Genomic DNA, 23357 nt, shown 5'->3' on the forward strand with positions numbered 1-23357 from the left:
CCGGGCGACGTACATCGCGGCGCGCGCCGCGATGCTCCCCGCTGGACTACAGGGCGTTATTTGCCCTGAGGCTGCAAGCCGGCCGGTTCACCCGGACCCGGTATGTAGATGGTCTGCACCTCGGGGGCCGCAGCGGGCGGCGCCATATCCTGACGCAGGTCAGGCACAGGCGCGGGTCCCAGCAGCTTCTGGCGTTCCCAGGGTTCCAGCAAGATATTGGTGCTGTCGACGAGGCGCAGCAGCCGGCCATCCGGGCCGAACTGCAGCAGCGCTTCCTTGCGGCTGTACAAGCCGTCCGCGACGAAGGTGATTTTGAAGGCCCAGAGCGCGAGCAACGTACCGTCGGTCTGCTTATAGAGTTTGTCGGGCGGGGCGGTCAGCGCACGAGAGGCCTCTTCCAGCGTCGTTTGCCCAGGGGTCAAGGTCGACAGCTTGTCCGGGTCGAAATTGTGCCCGGTCGCCGCGCAGCCAACCAGAAAGACCGCCAACACGGCCGTTGCCAGAAGATGTATATAGCCTCGCATACCCTACCCATTTACCGGCAAGGCCGGTGTCAGAAAGATTCCCAATCGTCATCCGCAGGCGCCGATCGGCGGCTTGGCGTCGTCGCGGGCTTCGCCGCTGGCGCAGCGGCCGGACGCACAGTGGGACGGCGCAGCGGCCGTGCCGCAGTCGCCCCTTCGGCCGCAGCCGGCTTGGCCCGCGCGGAATGCGTCAAACGCACGGCCGGTACCGCCTTGGCCTCTGCCGCGGGCGCGTCCGCCTGCGCCGCCGGGGTGGAGGGAGCAACCGGGGCAGCCACGCGCGCCGCCGGGCGTCGCCCCGCCAACTGATGCGCGGGGACTTCGATCACTTCGCCCGCATTGATCTTGAACACGGCCACCGCTTCGGCCAGGCGTTCGGCCTGTTCCTGCAGCGAACCTGCGGCGGCAGCCGCCTCTTCCACCAGCGCCGCGTTCTGCTGCGTCACCTCGTCCATCTGCGACACCGCGCGGTTCACCTGGTCGATGCCGCTGGACTGTTCTTCGGACGCCGCCGAGATCTCGCCCATGATGTCCGTCACGCGCTTCACCGACGCCACGATCTCCTGCATCGTTGCGCCCGCGCGTTCCACCTGCTGCGAGCCCGCGCCGACCTTGCTCACCGAATCCTCGATCAGGCCCTTGATTTCCTTGGCCGCCTGGGCGCTGCGCTGCGCCAGCGAGCGCACCTCGCCCGCCACCACGGCAAAACCCTTGCCCTGCTCGCCCGCGCGCGCCGCTTCCACAGCCGCGTTCAGCGCCAGGATATTGGTCTGGAACGCAATGCCGTCGATCACCGAAACGATTTCAGAAATCTTGCGCGAGCTGGCAGAGATTTCCTGCATGGTATTGACCACTTCCGACACCGCCGAACCGCCACGCTCGGCCACGTCCGAGGCACTGGCGGCCAACTGGTTCGCCTGGCGTGCGTTGTCCGCGTTCTGCTTGACGGTCGAAGCCAACTGTTCCATCGAGGCGGCGGTTTCCTCGAGAGAAGCCGCCTGTTCCTCCGTGCGGCTGGAGAGATCCGTATTGCCCGCGGAAATCTCCCGCGAACCCACATTGATTTCATCCACTCCGCGACGCACCGACGCCACGGTGCGTGTCAGGCTTTCCTGCATGCGCTTGACCGCCGCCATCAGCATGCCGATCTCATTGGTGGAGGTCGCGTCCACGCGCACGGTGAGATCGCCGCCGGCGATCTTATCGAAACTGTCGCTGACAGCGCGCAAGGGACGCAGCACCACGCGGTTCATGAACAGGAAGGCTCCCATCCATACGGCCAAGATCAGCACGGCGAGCGCGACGTACACAATCGCCATCGTCGCCGCCTGCGAACGCGAAGACGACACCATCTCTTCGCTATAGGAGGTGATGTCCTTGGCAAATTCGGTCAGTTGCTTCGAGAATGCCCCACTCGCGGCGCCGGCCCTGGTGTTCTTCAGATCCAGGTAAGCCGCCGAATCGCCCTTGTCCAAGGCCGACATCATGGCCTGCAGCGCGTCGGCGAACCCGTTGAAGGACGAAATAAGATCGCCTTCGGCGCTCTTGCCAAGCGCCGTAGTCTTCGGGATGGCCTTGAAGGTTTCCATCTTCTTCTTGGCATCGGCGACCAATTGCTGCACCGTGCGCGTGTTCTCGCTGGCGCCGTTGGCGTCGCCCGTGGCCCGCTGCGCGGCGGCGATGTCGGCGCGTATGGTCGCGCGCAACATCTGCGTGTAAGCGTCCTTGATCAGATTCGCCTGCTGCACGCTCAAGGTGTCCAGCGCATTGATCGCCTCGGAGTTGGAACGCATGCTGTTCCAGCCCAGGACAATGGACACCAGCGCGGCCAGCGCCACGGCCAACTGGGCGAGCATCAAGCCCGTGCGCACCTTCAGATTGCTAAACATTTCCGTATATTCCGGTAGTCGTCCCGGCGGCATCCATGCCGCCAAGCCGTAAATAGGGGGTAGCTTTACTGCGTGTGCTGCGCTGACGGATCCCTCCGTCAGAAAGACTCCCAATCGTCGTCCGCCGCAGGCGTTGGGCGTCGGCTGGCGGCTGGCGCCGCAGGCGCGGCGTCCTTGGCACTCGTCGGCCGGCTGGCCGGCCGGCGTAGCGGACGAACGGTAGTGGCTGCTTCCGGCGCTGGCTTGGGTCGGGCGACCTGCGTCAGGCGGGGCGCAGGCGCCGCCTTCGGCGCAGGTTCCGCCGTCTGAGGCGCTTCTGCCTTGGCAGGTTCGGTGGACACCTTGCTTGCCGCTGCTGCCTGCGGCGCGGACGGAGCCGGCATGCGCGGCGCGGCGCGTTGCGACGCCAATTGCTGCGCGGGGACTTCAATCACTTCGCCCGCATTGATCTTGAACACGGATACTGCTTCGGCCAGGCGCTGCGCCTGCTCTTGCAGAGACCCCGCAGCCGCTGCAGCCTCTTCCACCAGCGCCGCGTTCTGCTGCGTCACCTCGTCCATCTGCGACACCGCGCGGTTCACCTGGTCGATGCCGCTGGACTGTTCTTCCGACGCCGCCGAGATTTCGCCCATGATGTCCGTCACGCGCTTCACCGAAGCCACGATCTCCTGCATCGTTGCGCCCGCGCGCTCCACCTGCTGCGAGCCCGCGCCGACCTTGCTCACCGAATCCTCGATCAGGCCCTTGATTTCCTTGGCCGCCTGGGCGCTGCGCTGCGCCAGCGAACGCACCTCGCCCGCCACCACGGCGAAACCCTTGCCCTGCTCGCCCGCGCGCGCCGCTTCCACAGCCGCGTTCAGCGCCAGGATGTTGGTCTGGAAGGCAATGCCGTCGATCACCGACACGATCTCGGAGATCTTGCGCGAGCTGGCCGAGATGCCTTGCATCGTGCTGACCACTTCCGACACAGCCGAACCGCCGCGCTCCGCCACGTCGGACGCGCTGGCCGCCAGCTGATTGGCCTGGCGCGCGTTGTCCGCGTTCTGCTTCACGGTCGACGCCAGCTCTTCCATCGAGGCCGCGGTTTCCTCCAGCGAAGCCGCCTGCTGCTCAGTGCGGCTGGAGAGGTCCGTGTTGCCCGCCGAGATCTCGCGCGAGCCCACGTTGATCTCGTCCACGCCACGGCGCACCAGCGCCACGGTGCGGGTCAGGCTTTCCTGCATACGCTTGATCGCGCCAAACAACTGGCCGATCTCGTTGGTGCTGCGCACATCGATGCGACCGGTGAAATCGCCGGCCGAAATCTTTTCAAAATGATCCCCTGCTTCACGCAGCGGGCGCAGCACGGTCCGGCTGATGAACAGCCAGCACCCAACTGCCAGGGCCAGAGCGATCGCCAGCATCACGATCATGACCGTGCGCGACACGCCGTGGGCCGTCTCGGCCTGCACCACCAGCTCGTCGGTGGTGGAGTCGATATGCGCCAGCACACCGCCCACCGCTTCCCTCAGCGCGGTGTTCGCTGCGCTGCCGGCATCGTTCAGATCCAGGTAATCCTGCACGGCCATGGTCGACAACGCGGCCGCCTGACGCTTGACCACGCCGTCGAACTGTTTGTAGGCGCTTTCCAGCTTTTGATTCAGAGCATCCGAGCCTTCCAGACGCGGTGCCTTGCGGTACGCATCCAGCGCCTGGGCGCCCTCCTGCATCAAGCCTTCCGCACGCTTGGCCTGCGAGATTGCCTGTTCGGTCTTTCCTTGTTGCAGATCCATCAGGGAAGTCGCCAGCAACAAGCGCCCGCGCAGGAACAGGATGTAGGCACGGTTCAGTTGCGAGGCTTGCGTGGAGTAGGCGTCGTTGACCCGCTCCAGCTTCTCATTGCTCGAGTTCAGCCCCATCCACGCCACGCCATTGGATATGAACATGGCGCCCGTGAAGAGCAGCAACACCAGAACGAGACAGGTGCGGACTTTCAAGTTGACAAGCATGGAATATCCGAGCGTTAAGCAATGTGAGACGACAATTTCCTACCCTGCACGCACACACGGACGCCCCGGCCCCTGGCCAGTAGCGTCCGCAAAGGCGCAACTCTACGCACCCGAGGGCGCGTTTTTTGGACCTACCGCAGTGCTACTTGCGGCTGAACAGACTTGATCCCTGGATGGTCATGAATGCAGCCGACGCCGCTTGCAGAGCCACCTGGCGCAAGGCAAGCTGGCTGGCGCCCTGGTAATAGTCCAGTTCTTCCAGATCAGACAGGGACTTCGAGTAAGACAGGCCTTTCTGCGTGCCCGTGGCGTTCAGTGCGTCCAGTTCGTTCATCCGGGCGCCCACCGAAGCCTGCACCGTCAGAACGTTGTCGTAGGTGTTCGCCAGTTTCTTGTTGGCCGTCGCCAAAGCGTTGTTCAGCTTGGCGGTCGCGACGGGGTCGCCAGCGCTGGGCGCATCCAGGGCAGCGATGACGTTGTCCAGGGTCGCGAACACGTCCATATCGATAGCCTGGACGCTATCGACGTTAATCACGTCACCCGCATTCGGGGCGCCCTTGATCGATACGGATACACCGCTACCCAGATCGATCGTGGCGCCATCAGCGTAAGCCGCAGGTGATCCGGCCGCCGGAGCGGTCGTGCTGGAACCATCGGGATTCGTCGTCGTGACCCGATACCCCATCTTTCCAGTAGTCGCATCGGTTTCAAACTGCACCGAGAACTTCTTGCCAGCGTTGGCCGAGCCCGGCGTCACGGATGCCGAGCCAAACTCGGCAGTGCCAGTATTGGAGTTGGCAGCCGACGCGACAAAGGCTTGCGATCCCGGATTGGCGCGACCAAAAATATCCTTACCCAGATCGCTGGTGGACAGCTGGCGACTCTGATCGACCTGAATGGTCCGTTCACCTACCGAATTGCTATAGACGATCTTGCCCGTGGCGTCCTTGGAGTACGGAATCACGCTGCCATCGTTGCCCGAGAACAGATACTGGCCATTGCCATCCGTCGTGTTCGCAAGGCCCAACAATGCATCGCGCGTGCTCTTGAGCGCGGCCGACAAAGTCTGACGGTCGCTATCAGAGAGCACGCCGCCGGCTTGAATGATACGGGTCCTCGCTTCTTGCAAAGCGTTTGTCACCGCCGTCAAGGTGTTGCCTTCCTGACCCAAATTCGTGTTGGCCGTCTGGCGATTCATGCCATACGTACTGTTCATGCTCTGCGTCTGTGCCACGCTAATGGCCAGCGCGGCGGCCAGGGGATCATCCGCCGGAGTCAGGTTCTTGCGTCCGCTACCGACCTGCTCGACCAGGCGGTTCATGTCGGATTCCTGAGAGAGAACGCCCTTCAGGCCGTTCGAGTACATCATCGAGGTGCTCAGGCGCATGGTGAAGCTCCGAAAATTTCTTTATTGGTCACGATTCAACGATCCGATCAGCCGCGCAGACCCAGCAGCGTGTCGAACATGGTGCTGGCCACATCAATGATGCGAGCACTGGCTTGATACTGTTCCTGGTAGAGCGACAGGCTGACGTATTCTTCGTTCAGGTTGACGCCCGAGACAGCCTGCTGCGCCGCGGTCTTCTGCGTAATCAGGTTTGCCTGCGCGGTCGCGGCGGACTTGAGTTGAGCAGTCTGAACCCCGACCGTATTCACCACCTGCCCGAACATGTCGTTCACGCTCATCGTGCCGTTACCCAGCACCTTGCTGTTCTGCAACTGCGCCAGCTTCAGCGCGTTCTTGCCGTTGGCGTCACCACCGGCTGCGTCGGCCGCCGCCACCTTATAGGGATCGCTGATCAGCACGGTGATGTCACGTGCAGCATCACGTGTGGGCGCCAGCGACCATTTGTCACCAGCCTGGGGCGGTTCACTGATGGTCAGGGTCACGCCCATCTCGCTGTCGAGATTCAGCGTGCCCGGTGTACCCGTGGCCGGACCGTTATAAACCTGCGAACCTTCCGGCATGCGCAGCACGCGGTAGTTCGTGCCATCAAAGGAAATCTCGTATTCCTTGGCGTTGATGTTGTTCACGTTCGTGAACTGACCCGAAAGCGACGCGTTGCTCTTGTTCTGCGCATTCGGCACGCCCTGCGGCGAACCGATGCCAAAGAAATCCGTGCCAGGATTACCGTTCTGGTCCAGGCCCTGCTTGTGCTGCTCGTTGAAGGACAGCGCCAGGCCGACGGCCATCTGACCCAACTGGCTTTGCATGACATCCAGCGAAGTCGCGCGGAATTGCAGCAAGCCGCCCAGCGACCCACCGGTCACTTCCGCATCACCCAGCTCCACGGCAACCGTCTTACCCGAGCCGGCCGGCAGCGTGTAGGCAATGGCGGTACGCCCCGTATCCTTGGAGGAAGCCACCGCTTGCAACGGATAGATGGTGTTGCCGGACAGCAGCGCTTGGCCGCCGTTGGCCAGCGTGATGTTGATCTTGTCGCCTTGCTCGTAGGTGGTGATGCCTACCAGCTGGTTCAGTTCCATGACGGCTTGGTCACGCTGATCCAGCAGATCATTCGGAGGACCGCCGCCGGCCTTGCCCGTAGCCAGCGAGATTTGCTGGTTCAGGTCGTCGATACGCGTCAGATAGCTGTTGACCTGCTCAACCGTGGTCGTGATCTGCGTATTCAGGCCGATGCGCTGATTCTGCATCTCGGTGTATGCCGAGCGGATCTGGGTAGCCAGGCTGTTGGCCTTGCCCAGCAAATCCTGGCGCGCAGCGGGGTCGGCAGGCTTGCTGGCTACCGCGTTCATGCTGGTGAAGAAATTTGTCAGGCCTGGCGCGATACCGACGGTGCGGTCGGCAAACAGGTTGTTGATTGCCGAGACCTGATTGTATTGCGTCTGCAACTGGGCGCCGCTGCCCTGAGCGCCGACCAGTTGCTTGTACAGGAAGCTGTCGTAGCTGCGCACGACCGTGTCGACCTGCACACCGCGGCCGATATAGCCGTTGCTGGTCGCCTGGGCGCCTGCGGTCGAGACCATGACGCGCTGGCGGTTGTAACCAACCGTGGTGGCATTGTTGATATTGTGGCTGGTGGTGGCCAGCCCTGCCTGAGCGGCGTTCAGCCCGCCCAGCGCCAATTTATACATGTTCATGCTGACAATGCCCCGTATTTAACCGCTGATATGCCTGGATATCCAATTAACGGCAGGAGATGATCCGAATTTAGAGTCCTTCCAACATCTGGCGAGAAATTTCCACCTTGGATGCCGCGCCCCGCAACTGGCTCATCACGCCGATCAATTTTTGCGCGTACTGCGGATCCGTCGCATAGCCCGCGTCCTGGATCCGGCGGGCCGCCTCGATCTCGTTGCGCGCCTGCGTGACACCCTCGTAGCGCGGGCTGTTGCCGATCAGACGGGCGTAATCCGCGAACGATTCCTCATAGGACGCGTAGGCGCGGAAAGGTTGCGTCACCTTTTTCGCGACGCCATCTTCGTATTCGGTGGTCAGCACGTTGACGACCTGACCCTTCCAGCTGGAACCCGCCTTGATGCCGAACAGGTTGTAGCTGGTGCTGCCGTCCTGGTGCTTGATCTCGCGCTTGCCCCAGCCCGACTCCAGCGCCGCCTGGCCCATGATCAGGCGGGCCGGCACGCCGCTTTGCTGGGAAGCGAGATTGGCGGCGCGCGACATTTTGGACACGAAAGAGACCACGTGGTCGGGCGCGCCTTCCGCGGCGGCCAGCGCCCGGTTCTGCGCGCTGTTGTTGCGCATCACATTCAACAGGGCCGAGACTTCGCGCGAGCCGGCCGAGCGGAAATCGAGATCCGAACCCTCTCCCAGGCGCTTGACGGCATCCGCGCCCAGCTCGCCGGGCTTGCCCTGCTGCATCTGCGCCAAGATGGCACCAGACAATCCGATGCCGGGCGACGCCAGATGCAAGGCCAGTTGCTCGTCCGCCATGGACTGCAGCATCTGCGTCTGCTGCGAGTCGAACAGCCCCTCCTTGGGCGTCGCCTCGCGCATGCGCTTGACCATCATCTGCAGGAACAGGGCCTCGAACTGCTTGGCGACCTGCTTCTGCTGCTCGGTCCCCTCAGGATCTTTCTTGACGTCGCGCTTCAAGTCCGACAGGCGGCCCATGTCGAAGACCGAATCCTGCCGGCTGGCGCCGCGCGCCGCATCATTGGTGTAAGCCATGGCCGTCAGATGATTTCCAGTTCGGCGCGCAAGGCGCCGGCGGTCTTCATGGCCTGCAGAATCGCCAGCAGGTCCTGCGGCGTGGCGCCCAAGGCGTTCAAGCCCTTGACCACGTCCGCCAGATTGGCGCTGGTGCTCACGCGCTGCAGGGAGCCGTTTTCCTGGCGCACCTCGATCTGGGTATTGGGCACCACTACCGTCTGCCCTTCCGTGAACGGCGTGTCAGGCTGAGACACCTGGTTCTGGCGATTGATGATGACCGACAGATTGCCGTGGGCCACGGCCGCCTCTTCGATCATGACGGTACGATTCATGACGACCGAACCCGTCCGGGCGTTGATGATGACCTTGGCCACGGTGGGCGCGCGCGTCACCTGCAAATCTTCGAGCTGCGACAGGAAACGCGCCTGCGACGCCTGGTCCATCGGCGTACGGACCTGCACCACGCGCCCGTCCAGGGCGGTAGCGGTGCCTTGGCCGAACTTGCGGTTCAACGCCATGGACACATTCTGCGCCGTGCCGAAATCGGTGTTGTTCAGTTCCACGTAAACGTAGCCGTCGCGCGAGAACGTGGTGGGCACGCCGCGCTCGACAATGGCGCCGGCGCTGATGCGTCCGCCGTTCAACTGGTTGATCTGCACGCTGGAACCGCCGGCGGAGGCGCCCGCGCCGCCCACCAGGATATTGCCCTGGGCGATGGCGTAGACCTGGCTGTCGGCGCCTTTGAGCGGAGTCATCAGCAACGTGCCGCCGCGCAGGCTCTTGGCGTTACCCATGGACGACACCACCACGTCCAGCGTCTGCCCCGGGCGGGCGAAAGCCGGCAGCGTGGTCGTGACCATGACCGCGGCCACGTTCTTCAACTGCATATTGCTGCCGGGCGGAACGGTGATGCCCAGCTGCGACAGCATATTGGTCAGACTTTGCTGCGTGAACGGCGTCTGCCGCACCTGGTCACCGCTGCCGTCCAGGCCCACGACCAGGCCATAGCCGATCAGCTGGTTGCCCCGCACGCCCTGGATTGAAGCCAGATCCTTGAGCCGTTCGGCGTGTGCCGCGCCCGCGCCGGCCACCAGCCCGACCGAAATGCAGACGCGCGCCAACAAGGACACCAAGGCGGATATCGGATTCGGTTGTTTCATGTTCAGAACGGCGAAGCGATCAGGAAGAAGCGTTGCAGCCAGCCCATGGTCTGGACTTCATCCATGACGCCTTTGCTGCGGTACTCGATGCGGGCGTCGGCCACCTGCGTGGACGACACGGTGTTGGTGCCGGTGATGGAGCGCGGATCGACCACGCCGGAGAAGCGCACGAATTCGCTGCCCCGGTTGATGGCGATCTGCTTTTCGCCCGCGACCTGCAGGTTGCCATTGGACATCACCCCCACCACCGTGGTGGTGATGGTGCCGGTAAAGGCATTGTTCGCCGTGCTGTCACCCTTGCCCTGCGACACATTGCCGCCCTTGGCGTCGGTGTTCAGGTTGGCGTTGGCCCAGCTGTCCATGAAGGACGGCGCGGCGGCGATGCCCAGGGAGGCGCTGCCGCTACGGTTAGTGTTGGTGGCGACGTTCTTGGAAGCATTGGTCTTCTCGTTCAGGACGATAGTGACGATGTCGCCCACGTTGCGCGGCCGGCGGTCCTCGAACAAGGGATAGTTGCCGTAGGTCGTCGGCTGATAGATCGAGCCCGTCGGCTGCGCCATGGGCGTGGGCGGCGGCGGCGGCGCCGCCGTCGTCGGCCCGGTCACGATGGGCTCGGGCGGGATCATGGCGCAACCGGCCACCAGCATAGCCAGGGCCGCACTCGATACCAGGCGCAGGACAGACATGGACATCACAGTTGAGTCAGGCGAGCCAGCATTTCGTCCGAGGTCTTGACGGCCTTGCTGTTCATTTCGTACGCGCGCTGTGTGGTGATCATGTTGACCAGTTCTTCGGCGACGTTGACGTTGGAAGTTTCAACGTACTTCTGCATGATCGAACCGGCGCCATCCACGCCAGGCTGCAACAGGTTGGCGGGTCCCGAAGCGTCGGTTTCCAGATACAGGTTTTCACCTACGCTCTGCAACCCGGTGGGGTTGATGAACGTGGCGATCTGCAGCTGGCCGATCTGTACGTTGATGCCGGCGGCGCCGGGCTGCGTAACCGAAACGATGCCGTCGTTGCCGATAGAGATCGACAGCGCATTGTCGGGGATGTTCATCGGCGGCTGGATCACGTAGCCGCTGACGGTCGTCAACTGGCCGTTCTGGTCACGCTGCAACGCGCCGTCACGGGTGTAGGCCTGGGTGCCGTCAGGCAGTTCGACCTGCAGGAAACCACGGCCGTTGATGGCGATGTCCATCTCGCTGCCGGTGTTGTTCAGGTTGCCCGCCGTGTGGATGCGCTCGGTCGCGGCAACGCGCGCACCAGTACCCAGTTGCAGGCCCGACGGCAGCTGGGTGGCGTCGCCGACCTGGGCGCCGGGCTGACGCAGCGTCTGGTACATCAGGTCCTGGAACACGGCGCGGCCGCGCTTGAAGCCATTGGTCGAAACGTTGGCCAAGTTGTTCGAAATCACGTCCATGGAGGTCTGCTGACCTTCCAGGCCCGTCTTGGCGATCCACAACGAACGCATCATGATGAAGTACTCCTGGTGTCGCGGCCCGGCCGCGCGCAAAAATTGTTTCTAGTTCAGTTGCCGTATCAGGCGCTTACCGACAGGATGCCGTTGGCGCGTTCGGCGTTGCGGTCCGACTGCTGGATCACCTGCATCTGCTGTTCGAAGCGGCGGGCGTTGGCGATCATGCCTACCATCGCCGCCATCGGATTGGTATTGCTGCCTTCCAGTACGCCCGACAACAGCCGCAGGCTGGGGTCGGCGGGTACCGGAGGCGCAGGCTGGCCATTGACGGGCGCCATGCGAAATACGCCGTCGTCGCCGTGCACCAGCTGCTCGTTCTGCGGGTTGGCCAGTTTGATCCGGCCCAGGTTCAGGATGTTGTTCGGCGCGTCGCCAGCGCCGATGGCGGTAATGGTGCCGTCCGCCGTGATCGTCAGCGCAGCCTGGTCGGGCACGTCGATGGGACCGCCCTGGTCAGACAGCACGGGCTGGCCCAGCGAGGTCTGCAACAGGCCATTGATGCCGACCTGCAGGCTGCCGGCGCGAGTGTAGGCCTCGCCTTGCGGCGTCTGCACAGCGATCCAGCCGCGCTCGCTGGACAGCGCCACATCCAGATCCCGGCCCGTGGTCTGCATATTGCCCATCTGGAAGCTGTTGCGCGGCGTGGACGCCACCGTCGAAACACGCGTGGGCAGGCTCGTCCCATCCGTGACCGGCACGGAGCGGTACAGCGCGATCTGCTCGCGGAAACCCGCCGTGTTCACGTTGGCCATGTTGTTGGAAAGCGCGGCCTGATGCTCGGTGATGCGCGCCGCGCCATTCATGGCGGTGTAGATGATACGGTCCATTGCCTATTCCGTCGGTGTCGTCTCGTGCCTGCCGGGCTTACTTCAAGTTCATCAGGACTTGCATGATTTCGTCCTGGGTCTTGATGGTCTGCGAGTTGGCCTGGTAGGTGCGCTGGGCAATGATCATGTTGACCAGTTCCTTGCTCATGTCGACGTTGGACGACTCCGTGGCCTGGCCCACGACCTTGGAGAGGCCGTTGGTGCCGGGCTGGCCCAAGATGGGCTGGCCGGACGCGGAGGTTTCCGTCCAGGCGTTGTTGCCCACGGGCTGCAGACCCTGCAGGTTGGAGAAGTCGGCCAGCACGATGGTACCGACGACCTGGGTCTGGCCGTTGGTGTAGCTTGCCACCAGGCTGCCGTCGCCGCCGATGTTGATGCCGCTGAACTCACCGGATGCGTAGCCGTCCGGCTTGGCCACCAAGGTGTAGGCGCTGCCAAACTGCGTGGTGCCCGCGTAGTTCATTGCGATGTTGATGGGATCGGCCGGAGCAGCGCCTTCACCCGGGGTTGCAAACGACAGGTTCACCACTGGCGCGCTGGTCATCACACCCGCCTTGTTGAAGGTGAACTTCTGCGGATTGCCCCATACACCACCAGCTTCGGTCGTCGGCGCCATGGCTTTGCCATCTATCGTGTAATAGACGTCATAGTTGCTGATATCGGGACCGGTCGAAGGACGCTTCACGAAGTACTGCATGACCTGATGCGAGTTGCCCAGCGAATCGAACACCGTCATCGGCGATGCGTTCGTGTAGGTGCTGGACTGCTTCGGATCGAACGGCTTGCCGACCTCCACGGTGGGGGCCACGTATTCGCTGTAACCGGCCATGGTCTTGATATCGCCGGTGACTACTCCGCCAGTGATAGTGACACTATTGGCGCCGTTCGTGTATGTGCCGTCGGCCGGGGCAGCTCCGGCCCATACCAACGCTCCCGTCCCGTTCCTGGTAAACGTGTACGGCAAACCATTGAGCGTGACAGTGCCATCGGAACCAGGATCCGTCGTCGTATTGGTTTCGTAGATAACCTTGGCATTGGCGTTCAGGTTGGCAACGGTAGTGCCGGCTGCGGTCGCCTTGGGCGCCACGTTGGCAGTGGGCAGCTGCAATTCCACCGGGTTGGCTCCAACCGAGCCCGGCGGATAGCCTGTCAGGCGATAGCCCTGAGCGTTCACGATGAAGTTGTTCTTGTCGACCAGGAATTCGCCGTTGCGGGTGTACATCACCGCACCGCTCTGGTCGGTGACGCGGAACATGCCCTTGGCGCCGTCAATGGCGATGTCGTACTCGCCGCCGCCGCCATTCACCGTGCCCACGGTAAAGCGCTGGTTGATGGCCGCGACCTTCACGCCCAGGCCGACGCGCGAGCTGGCGTAGACGTCGGCGAACGAGGCGGTGGCGGACTTGAAGCCGACCGTGCCAGAGTTGGCGATGTTGTTGCCGATGACGTCCAGGTTCTGCGCTGCGGCGTTCAAGCCGCTCAATCCTTGTCCGAAACCCATGTTTATTCTCGCTAATCTTTAACTAGGGGAAGCCGCCGCCCATGCGCCGGCACCGATACATTGCGCACGCTTCAGGCGCCGATCACCTTGCGCACGTCCAGCATGCTGGTCTGGCCATCCAGGCCCAGATCCAGCCTCAGGCCTTCAGTGGAGTACGCCACGCTCTTGACCTGGCCGTAGCTCAGGACTTCTGCGTTCACCTTCTTGCCATCGGCATCCGTGGCCAGAACGGACACGGTGTAAGCACCCGGCTCCAGCGCAATGCCTTGATCGTTCTTGCCATCCCAGGACAGCGTGTACACGCCAGGCTTCTGGTCCTTCGTTTCGATCGTGCGCACGACCGCGCCGTTGGCGTCGGAGATACGGATCTGCACCTTCTGGGCATCGCCCTGCAGATCCAGACCGTAAGGCGTGACGACGCGGCCACCCGGATCCGTTGCATCCACGCCGGACTTGATCTTGGAGCCGGGAATCAGCACGCCCTTGCCTATCATGGCCACGGCATTCATCGACTGAGACACGTCGATCTGGCCGCTGATGGCGAGCATGGTGTTCTTCAGGTTGGTGATGCCTTCCACCGTGGAGATCTGCGCCAGCTGGGAGGTCAGCTCGGCGTTCTGCATCGGATTCAGGGGATCCTGGTTCTGCAGCTGCGTGACCAGCAGCTTCAGGAACTGGTCCTGCAAGCCTTGCGCCGTGCTGCTGCTATTGGCGCCCGTTTGAGCCAGGCCCAAACCGGTCTTGCTCGTCGATTGGTCGATAGTGGTCATGGATTAACTGGTTCCGGAAATTAGGACTGGCCGATGGTAAGGGTCTTCTGCATCAGCGCCTTGGCGGTGTTGAGCACCTCCACGTTTGCCTGGTAAGAGCGCGAGGCCGCGATCATGTTCACGGTTTCGGCCACCGGGTCAACGTTGGGCATGCTGACGTAGCCCTGAGCGTCGGCCATGGGGTGCTGCGGGTCATAGACCTGCTTCAAGGGAGACTGGTCTTCTACCACCCCAGCCACGCGCACGCCGCCTATTTCTTGGCCCAGCGCCTGGCCGGCCGGGGGATTCACCTGGAACACGACCTGGCGGGCGCGGTAGGGTTTGCCGTCGGGGCCAACCACGCTGTCGGCGTTGGCCATGTTGCTGGCCGCCACGTTCATGCGCTGCGATTGCGCGCTGAGCGCCGAACCGGCGATATCGAAAATGCTCAACAAGGACATTGCCTGCCGCTCCCTTTAAAGAATCATTCCTGAATTGCGGCCATCATGGTCCGGATACGGCCAGACAGCATCTGCATCGTGCTTTGGTAATGCAGGGTGTTATCGGCGAACTGCACGCGTTCGATGTCCATGTCCACCGTGTTGCCATCCATGCTCGGCTGGTACGGCAGGCGGTACAGGAGTTCCGTCGGACCTTGCGATACAGCCTTGGCCGGAATATGGCGAGCGGCAGTCAGCGTGAGCGCGGTGTCGGGCAGGCGTTTCGTGCCTTCCATGGCGTTGGCCATGGCCGTCTTGAAGTCGAAATCGCGCGCTTTGTAGTTGGGCGTATCGGCGTTGGCGATGTTCGACGACAGCACTTCCTGGCGTTGCGCGCGCAGTCCCAGGGACTGCTGGAAAAACCGGAAATCTTCATTAAGCCTGTCTAGCATCGGGGCGCCTTGGTGCGTTGCAATTCAGATAAAGCCAGGGATGCCGGACAGACCGTTATCCCATTGGATGACGGCATCATAGGGGCCGGTGGCTCAACACAATCAGCCAAATAACCCGCCATTTCTCATCCAATTCACGTATTGCCGAATGCCGCGGACTTCTACAATTCCTCCATCATGAAAATATCCGCCCCTCGACTCCGCGCGCGCGCAAGCTGCCTGGCAGCCCTGCTGTTGCCCCTGGCCGCCGCGCAGGGGCAGGAAACCGCCACCCAGGCGCCCGAGGCGATCGCTCTTGTCGCGCAAACCTATCTGCTGGATCAATTGGCCGGCCTTCCAGGGCAACCCTCGATAGCGATAGACCCGCCGCGCGCGGAACGCCTGGCGCCTTGCGACGCCATGTCCCCTTTTATGCCCTCGGGCATGAAACTGCGTTCGCGCATGACCGTCGGGGTGCGCTGCAACGCCCCCAAACCTTGGACGGCCTATGTTCAGGCGACGGTGAGCGTGCCGGGCCACTATTACGTCGCCGCACGCATGATTGCCGCAGGGCAGGCCCTGACGCCGGACGACCTCGCCCCACGGGACGGCGACCTGGTCGCCCTGCCCCCGGGCGCGATTACGGATCCGCAGACGGTGGTGGGCATGACGGCCGTGCACCGGATCAATGCCGGGCAAGCAGTACGGGGTTCCGGGTTGCGCAACGCACAATCGGTGGTGCGCGGCGCCAACGTCCGCATCAACGCGCGCGGCAACGGCTTCGTCGTCAGCAGCGAAGGCCAGGCGCTCGACAACGCGGCGCCCGGCGCAACCGTGCAGGTCCGCACCGCGGGCGGCCAGGTGGTCAGCGGCGTGGTGCGCAATGCCAGCCTGGTGGAAATACAACTGTAATTGTTGTTACATGTCGCATTGCACCAACACACCGCCCTCCCCTAAAGTTCCTTCCGGCCCTGCCGTTACTGAGGCATAAGTAGGCGAAACCGTCGCACAACCGACCCAGGACGCCCTGCGGAGAAAATCTTGAAGATCAATTCCACCACCAACCGCCCCCTATCGGCTGACGCCGTCGTGCCCCGCGCCGACTCGGCGGTTGCCCAGGCCTACGGCGCCGGCAGTGCCAGCGGCTCCAGCAGCTCGCAGGTGGCGCTGAGCTCGGCGTCGCGCAAACTGCTGGCGCTGCAGGACGGGTCCAATGACATCAACGTCGAACGCGTGGCCGCCATCCGCGCGGCAATCGCTTCGGGTCAGTTGAAGATCGACACCGGCCGCATCGCGGACAGCCTGATTGCCAGCGCCCGCGATTTGCTGAAGTAACCCCGAACCTCCCGAGCCGAACAGCATGACCATGAGCACCGTCGAATCCCTGCAATCCTGCATGCGCCAGGAAGATGCCCTGATCACCGAGTTCTCCGCCATTCTGGAAGAAGAGACCGAAGTGCTGGTGGGCTTGGGAAGCGTCGGCACGCTGCAGGAAATCACCGAGCGCAAGGGCGACGTCGCCCGCAAGCTCGTGGACCTGAGCCAGGTCCGGGACTCCCTGCTCGCGGAGATCGGCCTGCCCGCCGGGCATACCGGCACCGAACAGGCAGCCGTTCTGCATCCACAGCTGTCGGGCGTCTGGCAGGCTTTGCTGAGCAAATCGGCATCCGCCAACGAAATCAACTTGCGCAACGGCGCGCTCATCGACGTGCATCTGCGCTACACGCAGCAGTCACTGGACGCCCTGCGCGGCTTGGGTGCGGCGGGTGGTACTGTATCCACTTACGACGCCCGCGGCCGTGGCGCACGCAGCGGCCCCGGCCGCAAACCCATCGTAGCGGGCTGAACCGACGTAGGATAGGTAAAGCGCGCCGGTTTCGCGCGCCGGAACCCACCTCGCTATCGCGCGCAACCCATCACGCACTTGCGCAAAACCACCCCAGCCACGGCCTTCGTTACCCCGCTGTCATCTCCAGCATCGCATACATCTTCAGCAAAGCCAGCGGCAACATGCGCCCGGACAGCTTGCGATCCGTTCCCATGATGCCCGACAAGGGTCCGCGCAGCACTTCCGCCGCCGACGTGTGCGCCAGCTGCCAGCATGCCGCGCCCATCTGACCGGCCATCAGCGATTGGCGCGCCAAGGCATGGGCGCCGTCCACCGCCGGCAAAGCCTGCCACGCATTAGCCATATAGCGGAACCCCGCCTTGGCCTCGTCCTGCAGCACCAGCCAGCGCGCTACGGTGGCCGCATCCGCTTGGGACGCGGGCAGATTGGTCATGCCAAACAGCTGCCCGGCCACCTCGCCGCTGACCGTGTCGATCAGTCGGGCGCAGACCAGCCGGACGGGTTCGCCGCCGCTACGGCCAGGCAGGGTCACTTCCGTACCCGAAGCCCACAACGCCAGGGGCACGCGCTTGCTGCCCTGGACGCTGTGCAGCCCCGGCATATCGCCGGGCTGGCCGACGGGCAAATAGCCCACGCTCTTACCCACGGCATTCAGATTGGTCGGGCAGTCATCCTGGATGACGCGCTGGCCGCCGGCGCTGCGCGCAACCCAGGCGACGCCCTGCTCGCTCAAAGCCGGCCACAAGGCGGATGTGCCCGTTTCCAGCATCTGAACAACCGGGACGCGCTCCAGCTTCTCGGCCAGCCAGGTAACACGCCCCTGCAACGCCAGGGCCGCGTCTGGCTGTGCCGGCGCCGCCGGCGCAAATGAAGAGAGCAGCCCATGCGGCAAAACCAATTGCTGCGCGGGTGCCGCCAGAGCCGTGCCACGATCGCTCATCAACAGCGTGCCCAACACGGCTCCGCCAGGAAGACCCTCTCCCTTCATGGCGGCCTTGCCATGCATGGCAAGCAGGTGCCGTCCGCAGACCGCGGAAAATTCTCGGCGCACCATCGCCAAGGGTTCATCGCCCAGCGCAGCTACGCTCGCGCCCGAACTGTCGCCGACATAGCCGCGCCAGGACGCGCGAGCCTGCACGCAGGCCGGATCGCTTTCCAGCCAGGAAATGGCGTCGTCCAGGTTCTGGGCCGCCTCGATGGAACTCGCGCCACCTTGCGGACGCAGGATGGCGGAAGCCAGCAATTGCCGCTTGCGCGCCGGATCCGCGCTTTCGGGCTCCCGCGACGCGGACACCAGCGTCGCAAGGTCTGCCTCGCTGGGGGTGTATAGCGCGCGGGCGCGCTCGACCATCGAGAAAGCGCGGTCGATCAGCACGTCGGCGCGAGCCAGCTCCATGTGTTCAGGCACCTTTTGCCCGACCGACATGTAATGGATCGGCAAACGATGACGGATGGCCGTATCCAGCGCCGCGCCCAGGCGGGTAGCCTCGTCCAGCTTGGTAATGATGCAGCCGGCGACATCCTCGCCCACGCCATTGCGATACGCATGCGCCACTTCGTCCAGCGTGTCGCCCTGGCTGGCCGCGTTGAGCACCAGCAGCCGGCGCACCGGCTTGCCCGCATTGCACAGCATGGCCGCCTGCTCCGCCACCTGGCGGTCGCGCTGGCTGATGCCAGTGGTATCGATCAGCACGATCTTGCGGCTGCCCAACTCAGCCAGGATGCGGCGCAGCTCGCCCGCATCGCGCACCGAATGGGCGGGCACGCCCATCAAGCGTCCGTAAATCTGCAACTGTTCCAGCGCGCCGATCCGGAAATTGTCGGTGGTCAGCATCGCGACCTGCTCGCGGCCCTCGCGCGCCACGCAACGCGCGGCCAGCTTGGCCAGCGTGGTCGTCTTGCCCACCCCGGTCGGACCGACCAGGGCGTATACGCCGCCGGCCAGGAACTCATCTTCGGAACGCAGCACCGGGAGGTGGGTCACCAGCTCGTTGCGGGCCCAGCTCAGCGCCGCTTCCGGCGTCATTCCTTCCGGGAGGCGCTCCACCAGGGTGCGCACCAGCTTGGTGCTGAACCCCGCGTCCAGCAGGCTGCGGAACAGCGCCGCGCCCGCGGGTTCCCGGCCCGGTCCTTGGCGGCCGCCCCAGAGCAGGCCGTCCATGCGGCTTTCCAGAGCGCCACGCAGTGCGCTGATGGCGTCCTGCAATCCCGCTGCGGCGTCAGCCGGCATCGCCGCAGGCGGCAAAACCGGCGGTTGGCGCAACGGCGCATCCGGCATGCGGGCCATCGTAGGCGCGGGTGCCGGTTGAGGGGCGGCCGGCGTGTAAGGCGCCGGTGCCGGTTGGGGCGTGGCTGGCGTATAAGCCGCAGGCGCCGGAGCCGCGCTTGCAGGCACGCCCGAATAGGCAGCGGCAGCCGCCGGGGCCTGCCCGGCGGGCGCAACAGCATACGCGGATGATGCCGCAGGAGCGCCAGGCGCGGCAGCGGATGCGGCGGACTGATCAGCGGGGACCTGGCGCAACGGTGGCAGGGATGGCAATTCAACCCGCACGGGCGCCGCCGGCTGGGGCGCTATAGGAGCAACCCGGGGCGCTTCATCTTCAGGCTGTGTCGAAGATGCGTAAGCGGTCTGGTATGCGGCGATAGAACGCGACGGCGCCGCGTATCCGCCCTGGGGCATCACGGGCGCGGGCGCACGTCCTGCCTGCTCAGACGCATCGAAGCGCATGCCTGCCGGCGCGCCCGCAGGTGGCAGCGGCCGCGCTTCGAGCGGCCGGACGGGCGCAGCTTCCTGGCGCGGCGCGGGCTCGTGGGCGGCATCGTCAAAAGCGCCTTCGACGGTAGCCAGCACCTCGACGCCGCCATCGACGCTACGGTTCGACACGATCAGCGCGTCCGGTCCCAGCACCTGCCGGACCTGGCGCATCACATCGCGGCTGTTCGCCCCGAAAAATCGGCTTATCTTCATGCCCCATTACCTCCGCCGATCAGCGCGGTAACACGCACCATGCGCTCATCGGGTATTTCCGTATTCGACAACACGCCCAGCTGCGGCAGATGGTGCCGCAGGAAGCGCGACAAAGGCGCACGCAAGACCGGAGACACCAGCAACACCGGCGCATTGCCTTGCGATTCCTGGCGCTCGACCGCGGCCTGCGCTTCGCGCAACAACGTATCGGCCAACCCGGGTTCCAGGCCGCCGCTGGTCGTCATCGCCTGCGAAAGCACGCGCTCGAGTTTCACGTCCAGGCCGATTACCCGCAGCTCGCCCTCTCCCGGGAACCATTGCTGGGTAATGGCGCGGCCCAGCGAACGGCGCGTCAGCGCGATCAGTTCGTTGATGTCGGGCTGGCTGCCGGTGCCGGCGGCCAGCGCCGCCAGGCGCGGACCATGTTCGGACAAGGTATCGATGATGGTGCGCATGTCGCGGATCGGCACTTCTTCCGACAGCAGGCCCTGCAGCACCTTCTGCAGCGCCGTCAGCGACAGGGTCTTGGGCACCAGGTCCTCGACCAGCTTGGGCGCGTCGCGTCCAATGCGGTCCAGCAATTGCTGCACTTCCTGGCGGCCCAGCAGATTGGAACCGTGACGGTGCATCAGGTGATTCAGGTGCGTCGCGACCACGGTGCCGGCATCCACCACCGTATAGCCCGCCACCTGCGCCTGATCGCGCAGGCTGCCGTCGATCCACAGCGCCGGCAAGCCGAAGGCGGGATCGGTCGTGGGCGTGCCCTTGATCTGCACGGTCACGCCGCCCGGGTCGATGGCCAGCCACTGGCCCGGCATGGCGACGCCGTGGCCGACCTCCACGCCGGACAGCAGGATGCGGTAATCGTTGGGCTTGAGTTCCAGGTTGTCGCGGATATGCACGACCGGCGGCAAAAAGCCCACGTCCTGAGCGAATTTCTTGCGCAGGCTGCGGATCCGGTGCAGCAGCTCGCCGTTTTGGGCATGATCCACCAGCGGGATCAGGCGGTAGCCGACCTCGAGGCCCAGCTGGTCCACCATGGACACGTCGTCCCAACTGGCCTCGGCCGCCGCGGCCTGAGCCTGCGTAACGGCCTGCGGCGGCACCTCGGCCGCCGCTGCCGCCGCCGCAGTTTGCCGCTTGTACAGCATCCAACCGCCCCAGCCCAGCGCGCCGGCCAGGGTCAGGAACGCAACGTGCGGCATGTTGGGGATCAGGCCCATGATGCCGACGATGCCGGCCGTCAGGAACAGCACGCTGGGGTTGGAGAACAGCTGGCTGAGAATCTGCTGGCCGATGTCCTGGTCGGTCGAGACGCGCGATACCACCACGCCCGCGGCGGTGGAGATCACCAGCGCCGGGATCTGCGCCACCAGACCGTCGCCGATGGTCAGCAGCGTGTAGACGCGCGCCGAATCACCCATCGACATGTCATGCTGGGCCACGCCCACGATCAGGCCGCCGATGATGTTGATCGCCATGATCAGCAGGCCGGCGACGGCGTCGCCCCGCACGAACTTGCTGGCGCCGTCCATCGAGCCGAAGAAGTCGGATTCCTGAGAGACTTCCGCGCGGCGCTTCCGCGCCTCGTCTTCGCCGATCAGGCCGGCATTCAGGTCCGCATCGATCGCCATCTGCTTGCCCGGCATCGCGTCCAGGGTGAAGCGCGCGCCCACTTCGGCGATACGGCCCGCGCCCTTGGTGATGACGATGAAGTTGATGATGGTCAGGATCACGAAGACGATGATCCCCACGGCAAAGTTGCCGCCGACCAGGAAGTGGCCGAAGGCCTCAATGACCTTGCCCGCAGCGTCGGGCCCGGTATGGCCATGGAGCAGCACCACGCGGGTGGAGGCGACGTTCAGCGACAGGCGCAGCAGCGTGGCGAACAGCAGCACGGCCGGGAATGCCGCAAAATCCAGCGGCTTGCGCGTGAACATGGCCACCAGCAGGATCATCACCGACAACGCGATGTTGAAGGTGAACAGCAGGTCGAGCAGGAACGTGGGCAGGGGCAAGACCATCATGCCCAGCACCATCACGATCAGGATCGGCCCTGCCAGCAGCCGCGCATGCGTGGCCCCGTTACTCTTCAACATGGTGAGCAAAGCGCTCATTCCTTAAGCTCCTTGTGCTGCGGTTTTGGCTTGCGGGTCCAGCTCGACCGGCACGAGCAACCGGGTCGGGGCCGTCGGTTCGGCGCCCCAACCGGCCCGCCAGGAGCGCAGCTGGAAGACCCATGCCAGCACTTCTGCCACCGCGGTGTAGAGTTCGGACGGAATTTCCTGCCCAATCTCCACGTGTTGATGCAATGCGCGCGCCAGGGGCGGCGCTTCCAATGTCGGGATGCGGTTCTCGGCGGCAAGCTCGCGGATCTTGGCCGCGATCAGGCCCGTACCCTTGGCCAGCACGCGCGGCGCGCCGCTCTTTTCCTCGTCGTACTTGAGAGCCACGGCGTAGTGCGTGGGGTTGGTCACCACCACGTCCGCCTTGGGCACTTCCGCCATCATGCGGCGGCGCGCCGCCTGGCGCTGCTGCTGCCGGATGCGCGCCTTCACGTGGGGGTCGCCTTCGCTTTCCTTGTGCTCCTGGCGCACGTCTTCCTTGGACATGCGCAGCTTCTTCAGGTGGCTCCAGATCTGCCACGGCACGTCCAGCATGACGATGACCATCAGGGAAGCCACGATGAAGGCGCAGCACATCGCCACCAGCGTCAGCGCCTTGATCAGCGCCGCCGACGGCGCCACGTGCATCAGGCTGAGCATGTCGTCGTGGTAGCGCCAGATGACCCAGACCGCCACCCCGCCGACCAGCGCGGCCTTGGCCAGCGCCTTGATCAGTTCCACCACCGTCTGCGACGAGAACATCCGCTTCACGCCCGCAATGGGGCTGAGCTTGGAGAAATTGAACTGCAGGGGCTTGCCCGAGATGACGATGCCGCCCAACAGCACGCTGGACAGCACCGCGATGACAGCCAGCAGCCCGAAAATCGGCAGCAGCACCAGCAAGGCCTCGCCGAAACCTTCGACCGCGCGTTCGACCATCACGCCGGGATCGAGGACGATACGCTGATCAAACGCCAGGCCGTTTCGCAACACGCCGCTCAGGGTCTGGTAGAGCGAACTGCCGCCCACCCAGATGGCGCCCACGCCCGCCGCCAGCATCATGAACGTTCCCAATTCGCGGGAACGCGCAATCTGCCCCTCCTCGCGCGCCTTTTCCAGGCGCCTGGGAGAGGCGGCTTCGGTTTTTTCGAGGTCGCTTTCTTCGGCCATGCTCTGCGGTATTGTCGCGGCTCGCGGATTATGGAATGACGAGCTGCCCGCCGAGATTCTAGGAGGCCCAGGGGCTCGGCGATAAGCCAAGAAACGGGGGGAAAGCGGCGCTATTCCCGGATGCGTTTCAGGCAGCGCGTTCCA

General features: G+C 64.3%; 20 protein-coding genes. 3 read left to right on the forward strand and 17 right to left on the reverse strand.

From position 1 onward, the window contains the following. Window positions 1–56 precede the first annotated feature (56 nt). From NGK62_RS22925 to flgB, 14 genes are all read right to left on the reverse strand, one after another. A complete protein-coding gene (locus NGK62_RS22925) occupies window positions 57–524 on the reverse strand; it encodes a hypothetical protein (RefSeq protein ID WP_118935242.1) in 468 nt (155 codons plus the stop codon). Window positions 525–553: 29 nt separating this feature from the next. Continuing rightward, window positions 554–2413 (reverse strand): methyl-accepting chemotaxis protein, encoded by a 1860-nt coding sequence (locus tag NGK62_RS22930; RefSeq protein ID WP_251880500.1) that lies wholly within the window; start codon window positions 2411–2413, stop codon window positions 554–556. 98 nt (window positions 2414–2511) lie between these two features. Next, on the reverse strand, window positions 2512–4401 hold the full coding sequence (locus NGK62_RS22935) for a methyl-accepting chemotaxis protein (protein ID WP_251880502.1): 1890 nt from the start codon (window positions 4399–4401) through the stop codon (window positions 2512–2514). A 142-nt stretch (window positions 4402–4543) separates the two neighbouring features. Beyond that, the gene (gene flgL, locus NGK62_RS22940) at window positions 4544–5788 is read right to left on the reverse strand and encodes a flagellar hook-associated protein FlgL (RefSeq protein ID WP_251880504.1); all 1245 of its coding nucleotides are present in this window, start codon (window positions 5786–5788) and stop codon (window positions 4544–4546) included. A 47-nt stretch (window positions 5789–5835) separates the two neighbouring features. Next, a complete protein-coding gene (flgK, locus tag NGK62_RS22945; RefSeq protein ID WP_251880506.1) occupies window positions 5836–7503 on the reverse strand; it encodes a flagellar hook-associated protein FlgK in 1668 nt (555 codons plus the stop codon). Between the two features lie 70 nt (window positions 7504–7573). Then, window positions 7574–8551 carry a flagellar assembly peptidoglycan hydrolase FlgJ gene (gene flgJ, locus NGK62_RS22950; protein ID WP_118934107.1) on the reverse strand — a complete coding sequence of 326 codons (978 nt, stop codon included), beginning with the start codon at window positions 8549–8551 and terminating at the stop codon, window positions 7574–7576. Between the two features lie 5 nt (window positions 8552–8556). Continuing rightward, window positions 8557–9693, reverse strand: coding sequence for a flagellar basal body P-ring protein FlgI (locus NGK62_RS22955; protein ID WP_059374452.1), 1137 nt, complete (start codon window positions 9691–9693; stop codon window positions 8557–8559). 2 nt (window positions 9694–9695) lie between these two features. Continuing rightward, window positions 9696–10385, reverse strand: coding sequence for a flagellar basal body L-ring protein FlgH (locus NGK62_RS22960; RefSeq protein ID WP_175180787.1), 690 nt, complete (start codon window positions 10383–10385; stop codon window positions 9696–9698). Beyond that, a complete protein-coding gene (gene flgG, locus NGK62_RS22965) occupies window positions 10385–11170 on the reverse strand; it encodes a flagellar basal-body rod protein FlgG (RefSeq protein WP_054456673.1) in 786 nt (261 codons plus the stop codon). Before flgG ends, NGK62_RS22960 begins: the two co-directional genes overlap by 1 nt. 65 nt (window positions 11171–11235) lie before the next feature. Further along, on the reverse strand, window positions 11236–12000 hold the full coding sequence (locus NGK62_RS22970; RefSeq protein ID WP_059374449.1) for a flagellar basal body rod protein FlgF: 765 nt from the start codon (window positions 11998–12000) through the stop codon (window positions 11236–11238). 37 nt (window positions 12001–12037) lie between these two features. Continuing rightward, window positions 12038–13501, reverse strand: coding sequence for a flagellar hook-basal body complex protein (locus tag NGK62_RS22975; RefSeq protein ID WP_251880508.1), 1464 nt, complete (start codon window positions 13499–13501; stop codon window positions 12038–12040). A gap of 71 nt (window positions 13502–13572) precedes the next feature. After that, window positions 13573–14271 (reverse strand): flagellar hook capping FlgD N-terminal domain-containing protein, encoded by a 699-nt coding sequence (locus tag NGK62_RS22980; protein ID WP_251880510.1) that lies wholly within the window; start codon window positions 14269–14271, stop codon window positions 13573–13575. Between the two features lie 20 nt (window positions 14272–14291). Further along, entirely contained in the window at window positions 14292–14711 is a 420-nt protein-coding gene (flgC, locus tag NGK62_RS22985) for a flagellar basal body rod protein FlgC (protein WP_054456669.1), read from the reverse strand. Window positions 14712–14734: 23 nt separating this feature from the next. Next, the gene (flgB, locus tag NGK62_RS22990) at window positions 14735–15142 is read right to left on the reverse strand and encodes a flagellar basal body rod protein FlgB (protein ID WP_054456668.1); all 408 of its coding nucleotides are present in this window, start codon (window positions 15140–15142) and stop codon (window positions 14735–14737) included. A 177-nt stretch (window positions 15143–15319) separates the two neighbouring features. On the opposite strand from flgB, the gene flgA reads away from it, so the two are divergent. From flgA to NGK62_RS23005, 3 genes are all read left to right on the forward strand, one after another. Next, a complete protein-coding gene (flgA, locus tag NGK62_RS22995) occupies window positions 15320–16033 on the forward strand; it encodes a flagellar basal body P-ring formation chaperone FlgA (RefSeq protein ID WP_251880512.1) in 714 nt (237 codons plus the stop codon). A gap of 129 nt (window positions 16034–16162) precedes the next feature. After that, window positions 16163–16456, forward strand: coding sequence for a flagellar biosynthesis anti-sigma factor FlgM (flgM, locus tag NGK62_RS23000; protein ID WP_251880514.1), 294 nt, complete (start codon window positions 16163–16165; stop codon window positions 16454–16456). 31 nt (window positions 16457–16487) lie between these two features. Next, a complete protein-coding gene (locus tag NGK62_RS23005; RefSeq protein WP_054456868.1) occupies window positions 16488–16967 on the forward strand; it encodes a flagella synthesis protein FlgN in 480 nt (159 codons plus the stop codon). Between the two features lie 109 nt (window positions 16968–17076). Here the strand turns inward: NGK62_RS23005 and flhF are convergent, their stop codons facing one another. The 3 genes from flhF to flhB are packed head-to-tail and all read right to left on the reverse strand — an operon-like array spanning window position 17077 to window position 23213. Beyond that, window positions 17077–19938: a flagellar biosynthesis GTPase FlhF gene (gene flhF, locus NGK62_RS23010; protein ID WP_251880516.1), complete on the reverse strand. Its 2862-nt coding sequence runs from the start codon at window positions 19936–19938 to the stop codon at window positions 17077–17079. Further along, a complete protein-coding gene (flhA, locus tag NGK62_RS23015) occupies window positions 19935–22055 on the reverse strand; it encodes a flagellar biosynthesis protein FlhA (protein ID WP_251880518.1) in 2121 nt (706 codons plus the stop codon). Before flhA ends, flhF begins: the two co-directional genes overlap by 4 nt. 3 nt (window positions 22056–22058) lie before the next feature. Then, the gene (gene flhB / locus NGK62_RS23020; RefSeq protein WP_251880520.1) at window positions 22059–23213 is read right to left on the reverse strand and encodes a flagellar biosynthesis protein FlhB; all 1155 of its coding nucleotides are present in this window, start codon (window positions 23211–23213) and stop codon (window positions 22059–22061) included. Window positions 23214–23357 lie beyond the last annotated feature (144 nt).

Source organism: Achromobacter sp. Marseille-Q4954 (genome assembly GCF_943737025.1).
Classification (GTDB): domain Bacteria; phylum Pseudomonadota; class Gammaproteobacteria; order Burkholderiales; family Burkholderiaceae_B; genus Achromobacter; species Achromobacter bronchisepticus_A.

Coding starts and splice junctions, on each gene's coding strand:
- NGK62_RS22925 (WP_118935242.1), bottom strand. CDS start 524: ATGCGAGGCTATATACATCTTCTGGCAACGGCCGTGTTGGCGGTCTTT.
- NGK62_RS22930 (WP_251880500.1), bottom strand. CDS start 2,413: ATGTTTAGCAATCTGAAGGTGCGCACGGGCTTGATGCTCGCCCAGTTG.
- NGK62_RS22935 (WP_251880502.1), bottom strand. CDS start 4,401: ATGCTTGTCAACTTGAAAGTCCGCACCTGTCTCGTTCTGGTGTTGCTG.
- flgL (WP_251880504.1), bottom strand. CDS start 5,788: ATGCGCCTGAGCACCTCGATGATGTACTCGAACGGCCTGAAGGGCGTT.
- flgK (WP_251880506.1), bottom strand. CDS start 7,503: ATGAACATGTATAAATTGGCGCTGGGCGGGCTGAACGCCGCTCAGGCA.
- flgJ (WP_118934107.1), bottom strand. CDS start 8,551: ATGGCTTACACCAATGATGCGGCGCGCGGCGCCAGCCGGCAGGATTCG.
- NGK62_RS22955 (WP_059374452.1), bottom strand. CDS start 9,693: ATGAAACAACCGAATCCGATATCCGCCTTGGTGTCCTTGTTGGCGCGC.
- NGK62_RS22960 (WP_175180787.1), bottom strand. CDS start 10,385: ATGTCCATGTCTGTCCTGCGCCTGGTATCGAGTGCGGCCCTGGCTATG.
- flgG (WP_054456673.1), bottom strand. CDS start 11,170: ATGATGCGTTCGTTGTGGATCGCCAAGACGGGCCTGGAAGGTCAGCAG.
- NGK62_RS22970 (WP_059374449.1), bottom strand. CDS start 12,000: ATGGACCGTATCATCTACACCGCCATGAATGGCGCGGCGCGCATCACC.
- NGK62_RS22975 (WP_251880508.1), bottom strand. CDS start 13,501: ATGGGTTTCGGACAAGGATTGAGCGGCTTGAACGCCGCAGCGCAGAAC.
- NGK62_RS22980 (WP_251880510.1), bottom strand. CDS start 14,271: ATGACCACTATCGACCAATCGACGAGCAAGACCGGTTTGGGCCTGGCT.
- flgC (WP_054456669.1), bottom strand. CDS start 14,711: ATGTCCTTGTTGAGCATTTTCGATATCGCCGGTTCGGCGCTCAGCGCG.
- flgB (WP_054456668.1), bottom strand. CDS start 15,142: ATGCTAGACAGGCTTAATGAAGATTTCCGGTTTTTCCAGCAGTCCCTG.
- flgA (WP_251880512.1), top strand. CDS start 15,320: ATGAAAATATCCGCCCCTCGACTCCGCGCGCGCGCAAGCTGCCTGGCA.
- NGK62_RS23005 (WP_054456868.1), top strand. CDS start 16,488: ATGAGCACCGTCGAATCCCTGCAATCCTGCATGCGCCAGGAAGATGCC.
- flhF (WP_251880516.1), bottom strand. CDS start 19,938: ATGAAGATAAGCCGATTTTTCGGGGCGAACAGCCGCGATGTGATGCGC.
- flhA (WP_251880518.1), bottom strand. CDS start 22,055: ATGAGCGCTTTGCTCACCATGTTGAAGAGTAACGGGGCCACGCATGCG.
- flhB (WP_251880520.1), bottom strand. CDS start 23,213: ATGGCCGAAGAAAGCGACCTCGAAAAAACCGAAGCCGCCTCTCCCAGG.